We start from the raw sequence: 20,241 nt of genomic DNA on the forward strand, positions 1-20,241 counted from the left end.
CCCTGCAGGGCATGATGCACGGGAAAAGGTTGAGATCAAAGAAACAAAAACGGTGCCCGGAGGCACCGTTTTGGAATATCTGGATCGGGATCAGCCCTTGAGCGCGTCCAAACAGCGGTTGCAGAGGTGATCCGGCGCGGAGACTTCCGGCAGGATTTTCCAGCAGCGCTGGCATTTCTCGCCCGAGGCTTTCACCGGCTCGACCGCGATGCCCGGCACTTCAGGTATGTGGAAGGCGGTTGACGGCGCATCGTCGCCCGTGACGGTGATGTCCGAGGTGATGCAGAGATCGGCGAGCGGCACGGAGGCCGCCAGGTCGCGCAACTCCGCGTCCTCGATATGAACAATCGGCGCGGCTTCGAGCGACGCCCCGATGCGCTTCTCGCGACGCTCCACCTCCAGCGCGCCGGTCACAACGCGGCGGATGCGGCGGATCTTGGCCCATTTCTCGCCCAGTTCCGGGTTCATCCAAGCGCTTGGCGTCTCGACGAAATCTTCCAGATGGATCGACGAGTCCTTGCCCGGATTGCGCTCCAGCCAGACCTCTTCCATGGTGAAGACGAGGATGGGCGCGAGCCAGCGGGTGAGCCGCTCGTAGAGCGCCTCGATCACGGTCAGCGCGGCGCGGCGGCGGACGGAGTCCTTGGCGTCGCAATAGAGCGCATCCTTGCGGATGTCGAAATAGATCGCCGAGAGATCCACCGTCGCGAATTGGAAGATCTGGCTGAAAAGGCCCTGGAAATCATAGGCGTCATAGCCATCGCGGACGGTCTTATCGAGCTCGGCCAGACGGTGCAGTACCCAGCGATCCAGCTCCGGCATCTCCGATGCGTCGATCCGGTCGCTCTCCTCGAAATGCGACAGCGCGCCGAGCATGAACCGCATGGTGTTGCGCAGGCGGCGATAGCTGTCCGCCACGCCCTTGAGGATTTCCGGCCCGATCCGCTGATCCGCCGTGTAGTCCGACTGCGCGACCCAAAGGCGCAGGATATCCGCACCATATTGCTTCACGACCTCTTCGGGCACGATGGTGTTTCCGAGGGATTTGGACATTTTCATGCCCTTCTCATCCAGCGTGAAGCCATGGGTCAGCACATGCTCATAGGGCGCGCGGCCGATGGTGCCGGAGCCTTGCAGGAGCGAGGACTGGAACCAGCCGCGATGCTGGTCCGTGCCTTCGAGATAGAGATCCGCCGGACGCTTGCCGTCCTCGCGGTCGCGCAGAGTAAAGGCGTGAGTCGAGCCGGAATCGAACCACACATCGAGAATGTCGGTGACTTTCTGCCAGCCTTCGGACGCGCGGTCGCCAAGGAAGCGCTCCGCCGCGCCGTCCTTATACCACGCATCTGCCCCCTCCTCGCGGAAGGCGGCGGCGATGCGGGCGTTCACCTCCGGATCGCGCAGGATCTCGATCTGCCCATTGCCGTGGTCCTTGACGAAACAGGTCAGCGGCACCCCCCAGGCCCGCTGGCGCGACAGCACCCAGTCGGGGCGGGTTTCGACCATATTATGCAGACGGTTCTTGCCCGATACCGGGGTGAAGCCGACGAGATCATCAACGGATTTCAGCGCCCGCTCCCGGATCGTCTGGCCGTAGTCGTTGAGATCATCGTCCAGCTTGCGGTCGATGGCGGCGAACCATTGCGGCGTGTTGCGGTAGATCACCGGCGCCTTGGAGCGCCAGCTATGCGGGTAGGAATGCGTGATCTTCGCCTTCGCGAGAAGGCCGCCCGCCCAAGCCAGTTGCTTGATATTCTCGACATTTGCGGGGCCGTCCTTGCCATCGGGTGTGATGATCGCCATCCCGCCGAAGAGCGGCAAATCCTCACGGTAGGAGCCGTCCGGCATGACGTTATGGGTCATTTCGAGCTTGTGTTTCAGGCCAAGCTGATAGTCGTCGTCACCATGGCTCGGGGCGGTGTGGACAAAACCTGTCCCCGCCTCGTCGGTGACGTGATCGCCGGGGAGCATGGGGACGTCATAGTCCCATTCGCCATTCGCGCCCTCGACGCCGCGATAGGGATGGCGAAGCGTCAGGGTCCCTAGTTCAATCGCCCCCACATTGCGCAATTCCCGATAGCTTTCAACTTTGGCAGCCCTCATAACGCCGTCGACCAAATCGCGAGCCAGCAGTAGCTTTTCGCCTACCGAAACGGTCGCGTTCTCAGCAACGCTCATTACTTCGTATAGGCAATACGCGATGTCTTCGCTAAACGCCACTGCGCGATTTTGCGGGATCGTCCAAGGGGTGGTGGTCCAGATCACCACTGACGCACCCTCAAGTGACCGAACTCGATCGAAATACTCTTCAAGCCCACTGCCCGGAGATAGAGACTCCGTAACTTCGTCAGAGAGAAGTGGGGCTAAATCGTGATCAGTAAGATTAGCGTCACTGCTAACCACCTTAAACTTCACCCAGATCGCATGGCTCTTATGGTCATGATACTCAACCTCCGCCTCGGCCAGCGCGGTTTTCTCGACGGGCGACCACATCACGGGTTTCGAGCCCTGATAGAGCGATCCGTTCATGACAAACTTCATGAACTCCTCCGCGATCACCGCCTCGGCCTCGTAATTCATGGTCAGATACGGGTTCGGCCAGTCGCCGGTCACGCCGAGGCGCTGGAATTCATCCCGCTGCACATCCACCCATTCGGCGGCGAATTTGCGGCATTCGGCGCGGAAATCCAGCACATCGACCTTGTCCTTATCCTGCCCCTTGGCGCGATACTGCTCCTCTATCTTCCATTCGATCGGCAGGCCGTGGCAGTCCCACCCCGGCACATAAGGCGCGTCAAACCCCATCATCTGATGGGAGCGCACGACCATATCTTTCAGGATCTTGTTGAGCGCGTGACCGATATGCAGATGGCCATTGGCATAGGGCGGGCCGTCATGCAGCACCCAGCGGGGGCGGTTTTCTTTCTCACGCAAACGGTCATAAACGCCGATCTCCTGCCAGCGCTCCAGCCATTCCGGCTCGCGTTTCGGCAGACCCGCCCGCATCGGAAAATCAGTTTCGGGCAGGTTCAGCGTGTCTTTATAATCAGGAGTGTCAGCACACATGGGCAATCTCGTCACTTCGGTCTTTTTGTGGAATAGGCGCGCGTTCCCGGCACGTCAGCGACGCACCGGGCCGATAATTCGTATGCTGAATCCATAAGTCATGCGCTCCGCTATACCGCGCTGCGGCAGAGGTGAAAAGAGCCGTTGCGCTTGCTGGCGCGGATGCGCGGCGCTAGCGTTTCCCGCAAGACAAAGGGGAGGCCCATCATGCTCACCGGCTCTTGCCACTGCGGGGCGGTTCGCTGGCAGTTCGACGGCGTGCCAGACCGCGCCACCGCCTGTAATTGCACCGCCTGCCGCCGTTATGGGGTGCTGTGGGCTTACGGCCATGTCGGCGAGGGCGTGCAAACCTTTGGCGAGACAGCGGTTTACGAGCGGGATGAGGGGCGCGAGAAGCCGCCGGGCGGGCTCGGCTTTCACTTCTGTCCCACATGCGGATGCGTCGCGTTTTGGCGCGGGCGGGAGCCGCTGGAGGATGGCCGCCGCCGCATCGCGGTGAACCTGCGCCTTTGCGATCAGCCCGAAGCCATCGCGGCGATCCCGCTGCGCCATCTCGATGGATTGGAGAGCTGGACCGACCGCGAGGATTGCGCAACCCGCACCGTTGCAGAGATTTGGTTCTAAAAGAGAAATCTCTCGTTAACTGCGTTCGTGAACGATCATTCCGCTTAAGCTTTCCGAAGGAGGTTCGGCCTATGGTGACGCCCATGTCACGCATTGCGCGGGACCGCGGCGGCGCTTGAGCGCCCGGCATGTGAAGCGGTCCCATGCCCGGCGCAAAGATGCAAAAAGGAACACCGTATGTTTACCGGATCCTGCCATTGCGGCTCGACCACCTGGCAATTGTCCGAGCTGCCCGAGGAAGCCGTCACCTGTAACTGCACCGTCTGCCGGCGCTACGGCGTGCTGTGGGCAACGGGTTATGAGGGTGAGAATATCTCCGTCTCCGGCGCGACCATCGCCTATAGCCGCCCCGAGCCGAACGCCGCTTTCCATATCTGCAAGAAATGCGGCTGCATGATGTTTGAGCGGGTGCTGAAGCTGGAGGATGACGGGCGGCAATTTATCGCGGTCAATCTGCGCATGGCGACGGACCCGGAGGCGATCAGCAAGGTCCGCATCCACCGGGTCGACGGGCTGAATGATTATGAGGACGTTCCGGCCGAGGGCCAATGCGTCCGCAATCTCTGGTTCTAGCGGCTGGTGTTGAAAAGCCCGGTCAGCGAGCGGCGCAGAAGCGCGGTCACACGCGGGCGCGGCAGGGCGTTGAAGCCCATCGGGCGGCAGACCTCCATCGCCGCAATGCCGACGCGGGCGGTCAGCGCCCCGTTGATCGTGCCCTCGCCAAAGCGGCGCGAGACGCGGGAGAGCACCCCGCCCCCGGCGACCGCTTCGATCATGTCGTCCCCAACCGCAACCGCGCCGGTCGCGACCAGATGCGCCGCAACGATGCGCAGCAGGCGAAAGCCGCCGAGCATCCCGGCGCGGCCGCCATAAATCTCGGCAATCTGGCGCACCATGCGCGCATTGGCCGCAAGCGCGACGAAAATATCGGCGAAGGCGAGCGGGACGATGGCTGTCACCGCCGCCACCTGCCGCGCCGCCGCTTCCACCGCACGGCGGGCTTCCTGATCGAGCGGCTCCAGGAGTTCGCGCTCGGTCAGATCCAGGATCGCATCGGTCTCGAAAATATCGCCCGCCTGCCTGTCCACCTCTTGCCGGCCCATGGCCAGCTCGTCGCGGCCAGAATAGAGCCCGGTCATTTTTCTCGAGAATGTCAGCGCCTTCTCGCGGTCGCCATCGGAACGGGCGACGAGCGCCTCGGCCTGCATGTCGTCGATTTTGGAGAGCCGCATCAGCGCCATGAATTCGCGGAGCGCGAAGAGGAGCAGGATCGTCAGCACGATCAGCACCAGCGCCAGCGCGACGCGGCCAAGCCAGACATGGCTGGCGAGAAGTTCCGTGATCCAGCTCCATGTCCAGAGCGAGATCATCAGCCCGACCAGCGCCGCGAGCGCCGCCCAGAAGATCCCCCACAGGCGCGACGGCTTGCGCGCGGCGATCCGGGTGGCCCGCGCCATGGTGGAATGTTCCGCCAGATCCGGCACCGGCGGCGCGGCGTTCACATCGTTTTCGGGACCGCCCTCAACATCGAACATCATCGGTTTATCAGCCATTTGCGCCTCCTAGAGCCGATCCGCGAGCAAAAATTCCGCCGCCCGGTCCATGCGGATATGGGGCGGGCCATCGCCCGGTTTGAGGGTGAGTTTCGGCGGCGCGAATTTCATGATGTCGAAATCCGCATCCAGCCAATCGGTCGCGCCCTGCCGCGCAGGCGTGAGCAGATGCGCCGGGTCCGATGGCAGTTTGCCGGGGTAAAGCGCGACTTGCTTGCCGGTTTCCTCCAGCGTGCCACGCACGCAAGGCAGCTCCTGCCCGTCATGGGTCACCATTTGCTCCGTCGTCGTGCGCAGCGCCGCGAGCGACATCGCCTTCACACTCGCGCCCGAAAATTTCGCCCGGTCCGCGGCGTCACGCAAAAGCGCCTCGGTCAGCGCGGTGAGTTCGGGGTGCTGCGTGTGGTGCAGGTAATCCGCCTTCGTCGCGGCGAGCAGGATTTTCTCCACCCGCTTGCCCATGATCGTGGTCAGCCAATTGTTCGCACCGGGGCGAAAACAGGTCAGAATTTCGGTCAGCGTCTGGCGCAGATCCTCGACCGCCTGCGGCCCCTGATGGATGGCGCTGAGGAGATCCACCAACACCACCTGCCGGTCGATCCGTGCGAAATGGTCGCGAAAAAAGGGGCGCACGACGACGCGCTTATACGCCTCGTATCGGCGCGCCATTTCCTTATAAAGCCCCGATCCGGCAAGGTTTTCGGGAAGCGGAGAAAAGGTCAGCGCGGGCGAGCCGTCGAGATCCCCCGGCATCAGGAACCGGCCCGGCGCGCAGTCCGAAAACCCAGCCTCGCGCGAGGCGCGTAGGTAGTCCGTAAAATTGGCGGCTAGCGTTTTCGCGACCGTCTCGTCATGGGCGGGCGCCTCCGCAATCCCGTCAATCTGCGCAAGATACGCCCCCGCATGATCCGCCCGCTGGCGCGCCTTGGCGATCGCACCCTGCGACCACGCCGCGAAGCCTTGGTTCATCAGCGGCAGGTCCAAAAGCCACTCGCCGGGATAGTCCACAATGTCGAGATGCACGGTTCTGACGGACCGCATCCCCGCCAGCATCCCCGACGGTTTCACGCGAAGAGACAGCCGCAACTGGCTGATATTGCTGGTGCTGTCCGGCCAGAAGGGCTCCGGCCCGGTGAGCGCATTGAGATGGGTTTCATAATCGAAACGCGGCAGATGATCGTCCGGCTGCGGCTGCAAAAACGCCAGTTGCAAGCGGCCATCAGCGGCGGGCGAGAATTGCGGCATCCGCCCCCGGTTCAGCAAATTCGCCACCAGCGAAGTGATGAACATGGTCTTGCCCGCGCGGCTGAGGCCCGTCACGCCGAGACGGATCACCGGGTCGAAAAACAGCTCCCCTACCCCGTCCTGCACCTGCCCGACTTGCCGGGAAATACTGTCAACAACTGTGCCGATTCCGAGCATAGCGCCTCCTTAACCTCGTAAGATATGGGGGCTTTCTCGGCACTTGGCAAATGCTCTGCCGCGCGGTAACTCCTGCCCATGCCCCGTTTTGCGCTCAAAATCGAATATCACGGCAAGCCATTTCATGGCTGGCAGCGGCAGGCGAGCGGTTTGCCCACAGTGCAGGCGGCTGTCGAGGCCGCGCTGGCCAAGCTGGAGCCGGATCTGCCGAGCCTCGCCGCAGCGGGCCGAACCGATACGGGCGTCCATGCGACGGGTCAGGTGGCGCATATTGATTTGGCGAAAGATTGGGACTCGGCGCGGCTCATGGGCGCGCTGAACCATCATTTGCGGCCCCATCCCGTCGCGATCACGGCCGCGGCGGAGGTCGGTGAGGACTTCCACGCGCGCTTCTCCGCCACAGGCCGGCGCTATCTGTTTCGCCTGATCGCGCGCCGCGCGCCGCTGGTGCATGAGGCGGGGCTGGTCTGGCAGATCGGGCATGAGCTCGATCTCGGCGCGATGCGGCAAGGGGCCGCCCATCTCACCGGGCGGCATGATTTCACCACCTTTCGCGCGGTGATGTGTCAGGCCAAATCGCCGGTCAAATCGCTGGATGAGGTGGAAATCGAGGCGTTCCGGAATGCGGGCGGGATGGAATATCATTTCCATTTCGCCGCGCCGAGCTTCCTGCATAATCAGGTGCGTAGCATGGTCGGCACGCTGGAGCGGGTCGGCGCCGGGTCATGGACGCCCGAGGATGTGAGAACCGCGCTGGAGGCTCAAGACCGCGCCGCCTGCGGGCCGGTTTGCCCGCCCGAAGGGCTCTATCTCACCCACGTCACCTATTCGGTCGATCCTTTCGAAAATGCGGCCCCTTCAGGGGGTTGACCCCTTCGGTCCCGCCGCCTGAAGGCGCGCGAGACGCGGGCGTTTCGCCGCATTCTTCGCCCGAAGAATGGCGGCCAAGGGGCCTCGATGGCCCCGCAGGCGCGCCCGCTTCAGCTTGTCGAAAGGGTCCGGCGCACGGCGTCATTCCAACCGTCATATTTTTTATCGCGCGTCTCGCTGTCCATCTTCGGCTCGAAACGTTTCTCGGCGGTCCAGCGCTCGGCAAAGCCTTCCGGCCCCGGATAAATCCCCGCTTTCCAGCCCGCGAGCCAGGCCGCGCCTTGGGCGGTCGTTTCCAGCACATCGGGCCGATCCACCGGCGCGTCGAGCATGTCGGCGAGGAACTGCATCGCCCAGTCGGACGCGCTCATCCCGCCATCGACGCGCAGCACTTTCGGCTCACCGTCCCAATCGGCGCGCATGGCGTCGATGAGATCGCGGGTCTGATAGCCGACGGATTCCAGCGCCGCCCGCGCGAAATCCTCCGGCCCCGACCCGCGCGAGAGGCCGAAAATCGCGCCGCGCGCCTCGCTGTCCCAATAGGGCGCGCCGAGGCCGGTGAAGGCGGGGACGAGATAAAGCTGCTCATGGGAGCTTTCGGCCAGCGACGCGGTTTCCTCGGCCTTGCGGATAATCCCGAGGCCATCACGTAGCCATTGCACCACGGCGCCTGCGATGAAGATCGAGCCTTCCAGCGCATAAGTCGGTTTGCCATCAAACTGATAGGCGATGGTGCCGAGCAGGCGGTTCTCCGAGTGGACCAACTCGTCGCCGGTGTTCAGCAGCGCAAAGCAGCCGGTGCCATAGGTGGATTTCAGCATCCCTTTATCGAAGCACGCCTGCCCGATGGTCGCCGCCTGCTGGTCCCCGGCGACGCCCAAAATCGGGATTTCCTTGCCGAAGAGATCCGGGCGCGTGGTGCCGAATTCGGCGGCGCAATCCTTCACCTCGGGCAGCATGTCCATGGGGATCGAGAGCAGATCGCACAGCTCCTCATCCCATTTGCCTTCGCGGATGTTGTAGAGCATCGTGCGCGCGGCGTTGGTCGCGTCGGTGACATGGGCCTCGCCGCCGGTCAGCTTCCAGATGATCCAGCAATCGACCGTGCCGAACAGCAACTCGCCCGCCTCGGCGCGGGCACGCACCCCGTCCACATTTTCCAAAATCCAGCGCAGTTTGGTGCCGGAGAAATACGGATCAAGGATCAACCCGGTCTTCTCGCGCACCATGTCCTCATGGCCGTCATCCTTGAGCTTTGCGCAAAATTCGCTGGTGCGGCGATCCTGCCAGACAATCGCGTTATAGACCGCCTCGCCGGTGTTTTTGTCCCACACGATCGTGGTTTCGCGCTGATTGGTGATGCCGATGGCGGCGATATCCGCCTTGTTGCCGCCCGCCTTCTCGATGGCGCCGCGGCAGACCGCCGCCGTGGAGGACCAGATCTCCGCCGCGTCATGCTCCACCCAACCGCTTTCCGGGAAATGCTGGGTGAACTCCTCCTGCGCGGTGGCTTTGATCTTCAGCTTGTCATCGAAAATAATGGCGCGGCTCGAGGTCGTGCCTTGGTCAATCGCAAGGATCTGGCCCATATCATCCTCCCTTTTCCTTTTTGTGGCCTCCGCCTCGCGTCACTGCAAGTCCCTCTTGCGGCGCGCGGCGGAATGGCGCAAAGGCAAAGCGCTATGATTTCGATGGAAAACAGCTTGCTTTTCACGGCCTTTCTCTTCGGTGCCTCGCCCGGCATCGGGGCCTTTGCGGTGATGGCGACAACGCTGCGTCACGGCACGCGGGCCGGGCTGCTGCTGTCGGCGGGCGAGGTGATGGGGGATATGATGTATCTCGCTATCGCGCTGTTTTCGCTGGGGATCATCGCCGAGCATCTCGGGCCGGTCATGACCGTGATCCGCTATGGCGGGGCGGCCTATCTCGTCTATCTCGGCGTCAAACAGATGCTCGCCACGCCCGAGCCGCCCACGGCCAAAAGCGCGCCGCCCAATCCGGCGCGGCAGCTCGCGACCGGGTTTGTGATCGCAGGGACCAACCCCAAGGTGATCGCCTTTTATCTCGCGTTCCTGCCCGCCTTCGTCGATCTTTCCGGCGTGACACTGGCGAGCGGCCTGCGCGTGATGGGGATTATCGCGACGGGTGTGTTCTGCGGCGTCGCGCTTTACGCGCTCTTTGGCGGGCAGATGCGGCGGCATATGCAAAGGCCCCGCACGGTGCGGATCGTCAATGTGATCACAGGGCTGGTGCTGATCGCGATTGCCGGCGCGCTGCTCTTTTCTTGAGAAAAGCCGAATAGCGTTCAGCCCGCTCCGAACATTATTCCAGAATGCGTGATGAATCTGCACCCAAAGCGGATCAAACGCACCGAATTTCAGCAAAATATTCTCTAAAATCGCTTTTTCTCTTTCCGAGCGCTGAAAAATCGTGACATTTTAGGCCATCACGCGCCTGAGAGCGCGCAGAAAAACAGGAGAGGTAAACTTATGTCCACATCTATCGTGGTCGGCTTGGACGGATCGCCGTCCGGAGACAAGGCGCTCGCCTTTGCCCGCCGGCAAGCCAAGCTGATCGGCGATTGCAAGATCGTCGTCACCTATATCATCGAGTGGTCGCCCTACAGCTTCCAGACCGCTGAAGAAAACGAGCGCCGCCATCAGCGCCGCGAGGAAGAGATTTCCACCGCGCATGAGCGCATCCTCGATCCAGCGATCAAGGAGCTTCAGAACGACGGGTTCGAGGTGGAGGGCTATGTTCGGCACGGCGACGCAGCCGCGATCCTCGACCGGGTCGCCGTGGAGCACCGGGCCGAGCAAATCGTGGTGGGCCGCGAAGGGCACCGCTCCCTGCGCAAGCGCCTCTTTGGCAATGTGACCGGCGATCTGGTGGCTTCGGCCTCGGTTCCGGTGACCGTTGTGGCATAAGAAAGAAGGGAAAACCCATGAAAACAATGCGTAATCTCGGCTATGCCGCGGCGGCCTCGCTGCTTCCGGCGATGGCCATGGCTCAAGAGGAGGCCATGTCGCTCGACGACAAGGTCAACGCCGTCTTTTCCGACGCGACCGGCCCCTTCGTGAGCTTCATTTTCGCCCCGCTGCCCGGCACCGCCTTCCCGTGGATCGTGCTCTGGCTGGTTGTCGGTGCGACGATCTGCTCCATCTATTTCGGCTTCGTGCAGTTCCGCCGCTTCGGCCATGCGATCAGCCTCGTCAAAGGCGATTATTCGGACCCGAATGACGCCGGTGAGGTCTCCCACTTCCAGGCGCTCGCCACCGCCCTTTCGGGCACGGTCGGCCTCGGGAACATCGCCGGGGTTGCCGTTGCGGTCTCCATTGGCGGGCCCGGCGCGACCTTCTGGATGATCCTCGCGGGCCTTCTCGGCATGGCGACGAAATTCACCGAATGTACGCTCGGCGTGAAATACCGGAACGAATTTGACGATGGTCACGTCTCCGGCGGCCCGATGTATTATCTCGAAAAAGGCTTTGCGGAGCGCGGCTTCTTCGGCGGCAAATTCCTCGCGATCCTCTTCGCGATCTTCTGTATCGGCGGCTCCTTCGGCGGCGGGAACATGTTCCAGTCGAACCAGGCGCACGCGCAAATGGCCAATGTCATCGGCGATTATCCGGGCTGGATTACCGGCGTCGTGATGGCGGCTCTCGTGTTCATCGTCATCGCGGGCGGGATCAAATCCATCGCCAGCGTCACCGACAAGCTCGTGCCCTTCATGGCCGTGTTCTATGTCGGATTTTCGCTGCTGATCATCATCATGAATTTCGACATGATCGGCGTGGCGTTCGGCCAGATCTTCCAGGGCGCGTTCACCAGCATGGGTCTTGCGGGCGGTGCCATCGGGGCGCTGATCCAAGGGTTCCGGCGTGCGGCCTTCTCCAACGAGGCGGGCGTCGGCTCGGCGGCCATCGCGCACTCCGCGGTGCGGACCAATGAGCCGGTGACCGAAGGCATCGTGGCGCTTCTGGAGCCGTTCATCGACACCGTCGTGATCTGCACCATGACCGCGCTCGTGATCATCATCACCGGGATGCTGCAGTTCGACGCAGAAACCGGCGCCTATATCTGGGATGAAGCCGCAGGCACCATCGCCACCGAAGGCGGCGCAACCGGGGTGGAACTCACCTCCATGGCGTTCTCCTCGGTCTTCCCGTGGTTCCGCTATGCGCTAGCCATCGCCGTGGTTCTCTTCGCCTTCTCGACGATGATTTCGTGGTCCTATTACGGGGTGAAGGCCTGGACTTACCTCTTCGGCGAAGGCGCGGTGAAAGAGCTCGTGTTCAAGCTGCTCTTCTGCTTCTTCACCGTGATCGGCGCGGCCGCATCGCTCGGCTCGGTCATCGACTTCTCCGATGCGATGATCTTCGCCATGGCGGTTGTGAACATCTTCGGCCTCTACTTCCTGCTTCCGATCGTGAAGCGCGAGGTGAAGAGCTACTTCGCACGGGTCGACTCCGGCGAGATCCGCAAGGTGAAGTAAGCCAAGACACTGACAATTTGGGAAAGGCGGCGCTTCGGGGCCGCCTTTTTCTTTGGCACTTTGGCGCTCAGACCAAAAACGCGTCCCCTTGATCCATGGCGAATAGCCCGTGATCGCCGACATCCGGCAAAGGCACCGCGTCAAACGCAGCGTGCATAGCCGACGAAACCGTCTCCATCACCTGCGTCACGGCCTCCGCCATCTCGACCAGCGGCGCAGGCTCGGGCACGGCGGGCCCGGCCTCCGCAAAATCGAAATGATCCGCCTCGCCGCTCACGCTGGCCGGGTCCGTCTCATCGACCCAGAGCGCGCCATCTGCATCGGTCGGCAGGCGGTTGACGATCTTTTGGGTGGGGGTTTCGAGCCCGTGATCATTGTCCATCATCACATTGCCCCGGTCATTGATGTAGCCGGTGCGGGCGATCTGCGCGTCGATGGTGGTGAGGTCCAGCACCACATGGGTGAAGCCGCCATCCTGATTGCTGCCGATATAAAGATGCACCTTCATGCCATCGACAACGGATTCGAGGGTCGCGACATCTTTCAGCGTCGTCTCCATCGTGTTCTCGAAACTCTGGATCAGATGCAGCTTGCCCGCATCGTCGATATAGAGCAACGAGAACCCGTCATCGGCCCCGCCGATTACGGCGTAATGGCGGCCATTCACCTCAAAACTTTCAATATCACGCGGCTTGCCGAAGCGGCTGACACGGGAATCCTCGATAAAAGATTGCTCGGTCAAATCGCCGCTCGCCCCGATTTCATAGGTGATCACGCGGTTGGTGGCCCAGGACGCGGCGAGCAGGAAATCGCGGCTGCCGACCTCCACCACATCCATCGCCATTACATCGTTAAACCCGGTATCATCCGACGGCATGACCACATCGCGGGCGGTCAACTGGCCCGCATCGTCGACGGAGAAGCTGCCGAGCAGGTTCTTGTTGTCGCTGGCAAAAAACAGAAACGTCTCGTCGCCGCGCGTGAATTCGGCCGTGCTGAGGACCTGACCGATAGGTTTGCCCATGATCGAGGTGACGCGGTCCATCACCTCATACTGAGCCTTCGGGTGGCTCTGATAAATCTCCAGACCCGGCGCGATATAGCTGGCGGCAGCGAAATAATTATGCTCGCCGCGAATGAGCGGCGTGGTTTCCGTCCAGGTCCCGTAGCCTTCGGTGAATTCGGTCCATTTCCCGTAATGGCCGAGATCGCCGCCCTCGCGGATCACCATTGGATTGTAGCGGTAGGCGTAGCGCGCGGAGACGACCAGTTCGATCACATCGCCGCGCGGCATCAGCGTCACATCCGTCGCGGCGATGGTGGCATTGATGTCGGCATAACGGTCTATGAGTTCCGTTACGGCCCCCGTGTCATCAAGTTTGAAGATCGACGCCGTGGATTCGCTTTCGGACGAGACCGCCAGAAAGGCCGCGCCTTCATGCTGGAAATACTCAATATCGCTCGCGCCGTCATATGTCCGGTCGTTGCTGTCGCGGTAGATCCCGACGACTTCCCAGAACCTGTCCATGGCTTGCTCCACTCGATGCCTGAGACCGAGTGTGCCCTGCCGCGGTTAACATCCGCGGAGTATTTAAGGTTAACCGGCGCTAACCTTAATCAGGTGTTAAACAGGAAATGCAGCACGTCGCCATCGGCGACCTCATAGCCCTTGCCCTCGGCGCGCATCTTGCCCGCTTCCTTGGCCCCCTGCTCGCCCTTATTCGCGATATAATCGTCATAAGCGATGGTTTCGGCACGAATAAACCCGCGCTCGAAATCGCCATGGATCACGCCCGCCGCCTGCGGCGCTTTGGTGCCCTCGCGGATCGTCCAAGCGCGGGCCTCTTTCGGGCCGACGGTGAAATAGGTCTTGAGGCCAAGCAGCTCGTATCCCGCCTTGATCAGCCGGTCGAGACCGGTTTCATCGAGGCCCATTTCCTCCAGGAACATCTGCGCTTCGTCATCTTCAAGCTGGCTGATTTCCTCCTCAATCGCGGCGGAAATCACCACATGACCCGCGCCTTGCGCTGCGGCCATTTCGGCGACTTTGGCGGAATGCGCGTTGCCCGTCCCGGCGGAGCTTTCCTCCACATTGCAGACGTATAGCACCGGCTTCGCGGTCAGAAGTTGCAGCATGTTCCACGCCTTGCGCTCCTCGTCGGAAATCTCGACGGTGCGGGCGGGCTGGCCCTCTTCCAATGCGGCCTTGGCGCGGATCAAGAGCTCCTGCTGCTCCTTCGCCTCCTTGTCGCCGCCCTTCAGCTTGCGCTCCAGATTCTTCATCCGCTTCTCGATGCTTTCGAGATCGGCCAGCATCAGCTCGGTCTCGATGGTCTCGGCATCGGCAATCGGATCGACCCGGCCGTCGACATGGGTAATGTCGTCATCCTCAAAGCAGCGCAGCACATGAGCAATCGCGTCCACCTCGCGGATATTGGCGAGAAACTGGTTGCCGAGGCCCTCCCCCTTGCTCGCCCCTTTCACGAGACCGGCAATGTCTACAAAGGTCAGGCGCGTCGGGATGATCTGTTTGCTGCTCGCAATCTCGGCCAGCGTGTCGAGCCGCGCATCGGGGACGGACACCTCACCCACATTCGGCTCGATCGTGCAGAACGGGAAATTCGCCGCCTGCGCCGCGGCGGTCCGCGTCAGCGCGTTGAACAGCGTTGATTTCCCGACATTCGGCAGGCCCACGATCCCGGTGCGAAAACCCATGACAATTCCCCTTTGCGTTTGAGCCGCATCTAGGGGCGCAAGGGGGGATTGGTCAAGTCGCGCACCGCGCCAACGGGCTTAACGGGGCAAAAACCCTTCGGGATCGCCGGGCAGGATCAGATTTTTGCGGCCCACATCCTTGATATTGGTATCGCCGGTGAAGGCCATGGAGATGTCCAGCTCATGCCGGATGATCTCCAGCGCCTTGGTCACCCCTGCCTTGCCCATGGCCCCGAGACCGTAGAGAAACGCGCGGCCGATATAGGTGCCCTGCGCCCCCAACCCGAGCGCTTTGAGCACATGCTGGCCGGAGCGGATCCCGCTATCGAGATGGATTTCCGTCTTGTCGCCAACCGCTTCGACAATCTGCGGGAGCATGGTGATCGAGGAGAGCGCGCCATCGAGCTGCCGCCCGCCATGGTTCGAGACGATGATCGCATCCGCGCCGCGCTCGGCGGCTTTCTGGGCGTCCTCCACATCGAGAATGCCCTTCACGATGATCGGTCCGCCCCAACGGTCCTTGATCCATTCGAGATCGTCCCAGTTCAGCGACGGATCGAATTGCGAGGCGGTCCATTCCATCAGGCTGCCGGGATCGTCCACCCCGTCCACATGCCCGACGATATTGCCGAAATCATGCCGCTTGGTCTGCGCCATCCCGAGGCACCAGCGCGGCTTGGTCGCGATATCAAGCCACGCCTTGGGGTTTTTCAGATTGCCCAGATCGTTCTTGATGTCCTTATGCCGCTGCCCAAGGATTTGCAGATCGAGCGTCACCACCAGCGCCGAGCAGCCCGCCGCCTTGGCGCGGTCGATAAGCCGGCCCGCGAAATCGCGGTCGCGCATCACATAGATCTGGAACCAGAAGGGCTTGCTCGTGTTCTCGGCCACATCCTCGATGGAGCAGATCGACATGGTGGAGAGGGTGAAGGGCACGCCAAATTCCTGCGCCGCCTGCGCCGCCAGAATTTCCCCATCGGCGTGCTGCATCCCGGTCAGCCCCGTTGGCGCGATGGCGACCGGCATGGAGACCTCCTGCCCGATCATCGTCGTGGCGAGGCTCCGCCCCTCCATATTCCGCGCCACCTTCTGGCGCAGGTAAATCTTGTCGAAATCGGACTCATTGTCGCGATAGGTCTGCTCGGTCCAGCTCCCGCTATCAGCGTAATCATAGAACATCTTCGGCACCCGGCGCTTGGCCAGACGGCGAAGGTCTTCAATTTCTGTGATTACAGGCATGGCGGTCTCCTTTCGCGGCGGTTCCGCTCAACCTGCCGCCCGGTCCGGCGAGGCGCAAGACAGAACCGCTCTCCATGGCCGCATATCGCCCAAAAAATATGACGTGACGTTAATGTAAACGTGACCCGCAGGGGCGTTTAAAAATTGACGCAACTTTGTCATAAGCCATCCGTTAACCATTGGAGGGTGACGGTATGATTCTTGATTTTAAACTTTTCGCAGGCACGCTCGCAGCCGCTCTCGTGGCAGGTTCGGCGTCCTTCGCGGCCACCTATCAGGGCAATTACGCCTCGGGCGCGTGTGACATTAATAATGTTTCCAATAGCACCGATTGCGAACTCTGGAGCGGCAACAACAGCGGCAACAAAGGTCTCAACGAAGACAGCACGCTCTTCTCGCTGAGCGGCTGGCAGGAAGCTGTGAAATACGAAGACGGCGCGTATGAGTCGGACCTCGATGGACTGACCTATTCGGTGACCGAAACAAGCGGCACCAAAGGTACGCTGACCTTCGATTTCTCGGGCACCAATCTCGACGTGACCGAAGTCTTCGTTTCGCTGAAAGCGGGCAACGGCTTCGCGGCTTATCTTCTCGAAGATGGCGCGACCACCGTGGACTATTTCACCGGTGATTTGACCAACAAAAAAGGCAAAGCCAAAGACCTGAGCCATCTGGACGTCTATTACCGCGGCACCGAAGTGTCGCCGGTTCCGGTCCCGGCCGGTCTGCCGCTGGCCCTGCTCGGCCTCTCGGCTCTGGGTGTCGCCGGCATCCGCCGCAAAGCCTAAGTTTCCCTAAGCGTAAAGCGCTTTGAAACGTTAAGAAAACCGCCCAATTTGGGCGGTTTTTTTGCTGATTTATGTTACCTTGTTCACTTATCTCATTCATTCTGCTCATTTAAATTTTCTATAAAATGCGATGCGAATCCCATATATTAACCAAAGTGAATTTTGGTGGGAGGTTAACTATGACCAACTTTAAACTACTGACGTGCAGCGCTGTGAGTGCAGTTCTGCTCGGCACGTCGTCTTTCGCAGCAACCTATGTCGGGAATGCCGCAAGTGGCGATTGCAACATCTCGAACGTCTCTGGCAGCAAAGATTGTGAGCTGTGGAGCGGCAATGACAGCGGCAATAAGGGCCTGACGGCTGACGACGAGTTGTTCAGCATTTCTGGCTGGACCGAAGCTGCGAAATATGATGTCGATGATGCCGAAATGTCGACCTATCTCGACGACTTCTCGTTCACTCTTGAGTTCACAGATGGCAAGAGTGGCGAATACAGCATCGATTTCGGTGATACTGGCGTGAACCCGGAGAATGTCTTCATCTCGCTCAAAGGCTCGACCAGCTTCGCAGCCTATCTTCTGAATGACGACGTGACCGCAGGGACCTACTACACCGGCGATCTGATCAACAATGGCGGCAATGTGTCCGACCTGAGCCATATCAGCGTCTGGTATAACGGTGACGGCGGCGTTTCGCCGGTGCCGCTGCCCGCAGGTCTGCCGCTGGCCATGCTCGGCCTTTCGGCGCTCGGCTTCGCAGGCATCCGCCGCAAGAAGTCGTAAGACCAGAGTTCCTCACCCGAGGGAAGGGAGCCGCCCCGCAAGGGCGGCTTTTTTTATGCTTCCGCTTCTGGCCGAAATCAGCTATGAGCGCGGCTTCACCGGCGATTACACCCCTGGAGGAATCGCCCATTACAACAAAGGAGAAATTCAATGGCAGGCAAAACGCCCGAATTGAAAGTCATGAAGCGCGAAGGGACGGGCAAGGGGGCCGCCCGTGCAGCACGTCGCGAAAATCTTGTCCCCGGTGTGATCTATGGTGGCGGCGAAGAGCCGGTCACGATCAATGTGAAGTATAACGAGCTGATCAAGCTCCTTCACGCCGGTCACTTTATGTCCACCCTGATCGAAGTCGATGTCGATGGCACGAAATCCCGTGTGATCTGCCGCGGCATCCAGAAGGACAAGGTGAAAGACCTTCCCGAGCATATCGACTTCCTGCGCCTGTCGCGCAAGAGCCGCATTAACCTCAACATTCCGGTTGAGTTCGTTAATGAAGATGAATGCCCGGGCCTGACCCAAGGCGGCGTGCTCACCATCGTTCGCAACGAGATCGAACTGAAAGTGACCGCTGGCGATATCCCCGAGAGCATCGTCGTGGATCTGACCGGTCTCGAAATCGGCGACTCGATCACCATCTCGAACGTCAAGCTGCCGGAAGGCACCCGTCCGATGATCACCGACCGCGACTTCGCGATCGCGTCCATCGCGGCGCCGAGCGCCCTGCTGTCGGAAGAAGACGAGAGCGAAGACGACGAGACCACCGAGGTCATCGAGCAGGGCGAGACCATCGCTGTCGACCAGGATGGCGACGGCGAAGTTCAGGACGGCGAATAACTTTCGCCCCCTGCCCAAGCCTGATACAAAAAACGCGCTCTTCGGGGCGCGTTTTCTTTTGGAGGGATCATGCAACTCTGGGTCGGCCTCGGAAATCCGGGCGCGAAATATGCGGGCAATCGCCACAATATCGGCTTCATGGCCCTCGATGCGATTGCCGAGGCAAACAGCTTCGCCCCGTGGCGCGCGAAGTTTCAGGGCGAGATCACCGAGGGCATGATCGGCCGCGAAAAGGTGCTGCTTCTCAAACCCACGACCTTCATGAATCTCTCCGGCCAATCAGTCCGCGCGGCGGCGGATTTCTACAAGCTCGGCGCGGAGGACCTCACCGTCTGGCATGACGAGTTGGACCTCGCCCCCTTCAAGATCCGCCTCAAACAGGGCGGCGGCCATGCGGGCCATAACGGGCTGCGCTCGATCCATCAGCATATGGGCGACGACTACGCCCGCGTCCGCCTCGGCATCGGCCATCCCGGCGCGAAGGACCGCGTCTCCGGCTATGTCCTCTCGGATTTCGCCAAGGCGGAACAGGCGGATCTGGACGACCTGCTGCGCGGGATCGTCGACGGCGCGGCGGAATTGGCGGCGGGCAACGGCCCGCAATTTCTCAACAAAGTCGCCCTCCGCAGCGCCCCCGCCAAACCGAAGCCGCAAAAAGCCGCGCCCAAGGCAGAGGCAAAACCTGCGGTGGAGCCGGAAGACCCCCGCTCACCGCTGGAACGGCTCGCCGCGAAATTTTCGCGGAGATAAGCGCTGTGATCAGCCGCATCTGGCATGGCTACACCACCCCGGAAAATGCCGACGCCTATCACCGTATCGTCACAACCGAGGTGATCCCCGGCATCATCGCCATGAACATCCCCGGCTTCGAGAAAATCGAGCTGTTCCGCCGGGCCCGCTCCGAGGATGTGGAGTTCATCACCGTGATGTGGTTCGAGAGCCTTGAGGCGGTGAAAGCCTTCACGGGCGCGGATTACGAAACCGCCCATGTGCCGCCGCAAGCGCGCGCCGTGCTGTCGCATTTCGACGCGCGCTCGCAGCATTACGATGTCCTGCTGAGCCGGGATGCCTGATCACCGGTAATCCTGCCAAGGCTGCTCACGATCCCTCTGCCATTCGCGCTCAAGCCCCAGATCGCGGGCGGTGTGGCGCGAGAGCCGCTTGGTGTCGATCCGCGTGGGTTTAGCCTCCTCGCGGCGCGGCAACACCGCAAAAAATCTTTTGATATTGCTCATAATCCGTCCTCCTGCGGCAAAGATTGCCGAGGAGCCTGCAAGACGGGGCACGGGGACTATCGCTGTATTTTTTACGGTCATGGCGCTTTCCTTTTCTGATTCGCCATGCCACCCTACGACCTCAAGTTAACTTGAGTTCAATATGGCAATTGCAAAAGAATTGACGGTGGCGGAGATGAGCCGACGCAGCGGGCTGCCGGTCTCGACGCTGCATTATTACGAGGCGGAAGGGCTGATCATGGCGCATCGCACGGCGGCGCGGCATCGCCGCTATCCGCGCCACATGCTGCGCCGGGTCGCCGTGATCCGCATCGCGCAGGAGCTTGGCCTGACGCTGACGGATATCAAGGCCGCGCTGTCGGAGGTGCCATTAGAGCGCGCGCCCACGGCGGAGGAATGGAAAGTTATGTCCGCCCATTGGCAGGGCGAGTTGAACCAGCGGATCAACAAACTCAAAGTGCTGCGCGACCAGCTTCACCACTGCATCGGCTGCGGCTGCATGTCCGTTAAATCCTGCCCGATCTATAATGCCGATGACCGTCTCGGGACCGCGCCCGGCCCGCAGCGCTTCGGTTTAAGCGACTAGCCCCCCTTATCTCGCGGCCCTTCGGTGCATAG

Annotated in this window: 20 protein-coding genes; 12 read left to right on the top strand and 8 right to left on the bottom strand. The window is 61.3% G+C overall.

Annotated features, from left to right (window positions below; all coding sequences use genetic code 11):
• Positions 1-90: 90 nt before the first annotated feature.
• Positions 91-3,066, bottom strand: coding sequence for an isoleucine--tRNA ligase (ileS, locus tag ACMA5I_RS14345; RefSeq protein ID WP_525886964.1), 2,976 nt, complete (start codon positions 3,064-3,066; stop codon positions 91-93).
• A 207-nt stretch (positions 3,067-3,273) separates the two neighbouring features.
• Here ileS and ACMA5I_RS14350 point away from each other — a divergent pair, with 207 nt between their 5' ends.
• Both ACMA5I_RS14350 and ACMA5I_RS14355 read left to right on the top strand, forming a co-directional pair.
• Positions 3,274-3,690, top strand: a complete 417-nt coding sequence (locus ACMA5I_RS14350) for a GFA family protein (RefSeq protein WP_525886965.1) — start codon at positions 3,274-3,276, stop codon at positions 3,688-3,690.
• Between the two features lie 177 nt (positions 3,691-3,867).
• A complete protein-coding gene (locus ACMA5I_RS14355; protein WP_525886966.1) occupies positions 3,868-4,263 on the top strand; it encodes a GFA family protein in 396 nt (131 codons plus the stop codon).
• Here the strand turns inward: ACMA5I_RS14355 and ACMA5I_RS14360 are convergent.
• Both ACMA5I_RS14360 and ACMA5I_RS14365 read right to left on the bottom strand, forming a co-directional pair.
• Positions 4,260-5,243, bottom strand: coding sequence for a YcjF family protein (locus ACMA5I_RS14360; protein WP_525886967.1), 984 nt, complete (start codon positions 5,241-5,243; stop codon positions 4,260-4,262). The genes ACMA5I_RS14355 and ACMA5I_RS14360 overlap by 4 nt on opposite strands.
• 9 nt (positions 5,244-5,252) lie before the next feature.
• Positions 5,253-6,665, bottom strand: coding sequence for a YcjX family GTP-binding protein (locus tag ACMA5I_RS14365; protein ID WP_525886968.1), 1,413 nt, complete (start codon positions 6,663-6,665; stop codon positions 5,253-5,255).
• Positions 6,666-6,743: 78 nt separating this feature from the next.
• Here ACMA5I_RS14365 and truA point away from each other — a divergent pair, with 78 nt between their 5' ends.
• Positions 6,744-7,535, top strand: coding sequence for a tRNA pseudouridine(38-40) synthase TruA (gene truA, locus ACMA5I_RS14370; protein WP_525886969.1), 792 nt, complete (start codon positions 6,744-6,746; stop codon positions 7,533-7,535).
• Positions 7,536-7,645: 110 nt separating this feature from the next.
• Here truA and glpK read toward each other — a convergent pair whose 3' ends face one another.
• Positions 7,646-9,124: a glycerol kinase GlpK gene (gene glpK, locus ACMA5I_RS14375; protein WP_525886970.1), complete on the bottom strand. Its 1,479-nt coding sequence runs from the start codon at positions 9,122-9,124 to the stop codon at positions 7,646-7,648.
• Positions 9,125-9,226: 102 nt separating this feature from the next.
• Between glpK and ACMA5I_RS14380 the strand changes: the two genes are divergently transcribed.
• From ACMA5I_RS14380 to ACMA5I_RS14390, 3 genes are all read left to right on the top strand, one after another.
• Complete coding sequence (locus ACMA5I_RS14380) at positions 9,227-9,823, top strand: LysE family translocator (RefSeq protein ID WP_525886971.1); 597 nt, start codon at positions 9,227-9,229, stop codon at positions 9,821-9,823.
• A gap of 201 nt (positions 9,824-10,024) precedes the next feature.
• Positions 10,025-10,462, top strand: coding sequence for a universal stress protein (locus ACMA5I_RS14385; RefSeq protein ID WP_525886972.1), 438 nt, complete (start codon positions 10,025-10,027; stop codon positions 10,460-10,462).
• A gap of 17 nt (positions 10,463-10,479) precedes the next feature.
• Positions 10,480-12,030 (top strand): alanine/glycine:cation symporter family protein, encoded by a 1,551-nt coding sequence (locus ACMA5I_RS14390; protein WP_525886973.1) that lies wholly within the window; start codon positions 10,480-10,482, stop codon positions 12,028-12,030.
• Positions 12,031-12,097: 67 nt separating this feature from the next.
• Here the strand turns inward: ACMA5I_RS14390 and ACMA5I_RS14395 are convergent, their stop codons facing one another.
• The 3 genes from ACMA5I_RS14395 to ACMA5I_RS14405 form a co-directional block, all read right to left on the bottom strand.
• The gene (locus ACMA5I_RS14395) at positions 12,098-13,558 is read right to left on the bottom strand and encodes a hypothetical protein (protein ID WP_525886974.1); all 1,461 of its coding nucleotides are present in this window, start codon (positions 13,556-13,558) and stop codon (positions 12,098-12,100) included.
• Between the two features lie 89 nt (positions 13,559-13,647).
• Positions 13,648-14,745: a redox-regulated ATPase YchF gene (gene ychF / locus ACMA5I_RS14400; protein ID WP_525886975.1), complete on the bottom strand. Its 1,098-nt coding sequence runs from the start codon at positions 14,743-14,745 to the stop codon at positions 13,648-13,650.
• A gap of 78 nt (positions 14,746-14,823) precedes the next feature.
• Positions 14,824-15,984 (bottom strand): alpha-hydroxy acid oxidase, encoded by a 1,161-nt coding sequence (locus ACMA5I_RS14405; protein WP_525886976.1) that lies wholly within the window; start codon positions 15,982-15,984, stop codon positions 14,824-14,826.
• Between the two features lie 194 nt (positions 15,985-16,178).
• Here ACMA5I_RS14405 and ACMA5I_RS14410 point away from each other — a divergent pair, with 194 nt between their 5' ends.
• From ACMA5I_RS14410 to ACMA5I_RS14430, 5 genes are all read left to right on the top strand, one after another.
• Positions 16,179-16,772, top strand: coding sequence for a hypothetical protein (locus tag ACMA5I_RS14410; RefSeq protein WP_525886977.1), 594 nt, complete (start codon positions 16,179-16,181; stop codon positions 16,770-16,772).
• 212 nt (positions 16,773-16,984) lie between these two features.
• Positions 16,985-17,554: a VPLPA-CTERM sorting domain-containing protein gene (locus ACMA5I_RS14415; RefSeq protein WP_525886978.1), complete on the top strand. Its 570-nt coding sequence runs from the start codon at positions 16,985-16,987 to the stop codon at positions 17,552-17,554.
• A gap of 150 nt (positions 17,555-17,704) precedes the next feature.
• Positions 17,705-18,388, top strand: a complete 684-nt coding sequence (locus ACMA5I_RS14420) for a 50S ribosomal protein L25/general stress protein Ctc (protein ID WP_525886979.1) — start codon at positions 17,705-17,707, stop codon at positions 18,386-18,388.
• Between the two features lie 69 nt (positions 18,389-18,457).
• Positions 18,458-19,138, top strand: a complete 681-nt coding sequence (gene pth, locus ACMA5I_RS14425) for an aminoacyl-tRNA hydrolase (protein ID WP_525886980.1) — start codon at positions 18,458-18,460, stop codon at positions 19,136-19,138.
• A gap of 5 nt (positions 19,139-19,143) precedes the next feature.
• Entirely contained in the window at positions 19,144-19,461 is a 318-nt protein-coding gene (locus ACMA5I_RS14430) for an antibiotic biosynthesis monooxygenase family protein (RefSeq protein WP_525886981.1), read from the top strand.
• Here ACMA5I_RS14430 and ACMA5I_RS14435 read toward each other — a convergent pair whose 3' ends face one another.
• A complete protein-coding gene (locus ACMA5I_RS14435; protein ID WP_525886982.1) occupies positions 19,462-19,623 on the bottom strand; it encodes a hypothetical protein in 162 nt (53 codons plus the stop codon).
• 142 nt (positions 19,624-19,765) lie between these two features.
• Here ACMA5I_RS14435 and soxR point away from each other — a divergent pair, with 142 nt between their 5' ends.
• Positions 19,766-20,209 (top strand): redox-sensitive transcriptional activator SoxR, encoded by a 444-nt coding sequence (gene soxR / locus ACMA5I_RS14440; protein ID WP_525886983.1) that lies wholly within the window; start codon positions 19,766-19,768, stop codon positions 20,207-20,209.
• The last annotated feature ends 32 nt before the right edge of the window (positions 20,210-20,241 follow it).

The sequence above is a fragment of the Jujubicoccus corallicola genome (assembly GCF_047345645.1).
In the GTDB taxonomy this organism is placed as follows: domain Bacteria; phylum Pseudomonadota; class Alphaproteobacteria; order Rhodobacterales; family Rhodobacteraceae; genus JBLEFH01.

Excerpts from the sequence above, each read along its gene's own strand:
- ileS (WP_525886964.1), bottom strand. The coding sequence starts at position 3,066 with ATGTGTGCTGACACTCCTGATTATAAAGACACGCTGAACCTGCCCGAA.
- ACMA5I_RS14350 (WP_525886965.1), top strand. The coding sequence starts at position 3,274 with ATGCTCACCGGCTCTTGCCACTGCGGGGCGGTTCGCTGGCAGTTCGAC.
- ACMA5I_RS14355 (WP_525886966.1), top strand. The coding sequence starts at position 3,868 with ATGTTTACCGGATCCTGCCATTGCGGCTCGACCACCTGGCAATTGTCC.
- ACMA5I_RS14360 (WP_525886967.1), bottom strand. The coding sequence starts at position 5,243 with ATGGCTGATAAACCGATGATGTTCGATGTTGAGGGCGGTCCCGAAAAC.
- ACMA5I_RS14365 (WP_525886968.1), bottom strand. The coding sequence starts at position 6,665 with ATGCTCGGAATCGGCACAGTTGTTGACAGTATTTCCCGGCAAGTCGGG.
- truA (WP_525886969.1), top strand. The coding sequence starts at position 6,744 with ATGCCCCGTTTTGCGCTCAAAATCGAATATCACGGCAAGCCATTTCAT.
- glpK (WP_525886970.1), bottom strand. The coding sequence starts at position 9,124 with ATGGGCCAGATCCTTGCGATTGACCAAGGCACGACCTCGAGCCGCGCC.
- ACMA5I_RS14380 (WP_525886971.1), top strand. The coding sequence starts at position 9,227 with ATGGAAAACAGCTTGCTTTTCACGGCCTTTCTCTTCGGTGCCTCGCCC.
- ACMA5I_RS14385 (WP_525886972.1), top strand. The coding sequence starts at position 10,025 with ATGTCCACATCTATCGTGGTCGGCTTGGACGGATCGCCGTCCGGAGAC.
- ACMA5I_RS14390 (WP_525886973.1), top strand. The coding sequence starts at position 10,480 with ATGAAAACAATGCGTAATCTCGGCTATGCCGCGGCGGCCTCGCTGCTT.
- ACMA5I_RS14395 (WP_525886974.1), bottom strand. The coding sequence starts at position 13,558 with ATGGACAGGTTCTGGGAAGTCGTCGGGATCTACCGCGACAGCAACGAC.
- ychF (WP_525886975.1), bottom strand. The coding sequence starts at position 14,745 with ATGGGTTTTCGCACCGGGATCGTGGGCCTGCCGAATGTCGGGAAATCA.
- ACMA5I_RS14405 (WP_525886976.1), bottom strand. The coding sequence starts at position 15,984 with ATGCCTGTAATCACAGAAATTGAAGACCTTCGCCGTCTGGCCAAGCGC.
- ACMA5I_RS14410 (WP_525886977.1), top strand. The coding sequence starts at position 16,179 with ATGATTCTTGATTTTAAACTTTTCGCAGGCACGCTCGCAGCCGCTCTC.
- ACMA5I_RS14420 (WP_525886979.1), top strand. The coding sequence starts at position 17,705 with ATGGCAGGCAAAACGCCCGAATTGAAAGTCATGAAGCGCGAAGGGACG.
- pth (WP_525886980.1), top strand. The coding sequence starts at position 18,458 with ATGCAACTCTGGGTCGGCCTCGGAAATCCGGGCGCGAAATATGCGGGC.
- ACMA5I_RS14435 (WP_525886982.1), bottom strand. The coding sequence starts at position 19,623 with ATGAGCAATATCAAAAGATTTTTTGCGGTGTTGCCGCGCCGCGAGGAG.
- soxR (WP_525886983.1), top strand. The coding sequence starts at position 19,766 with ATGGCAATTGCAAAAGAATTGACGGTGGCGGAGATGAGCCGACGCAGC.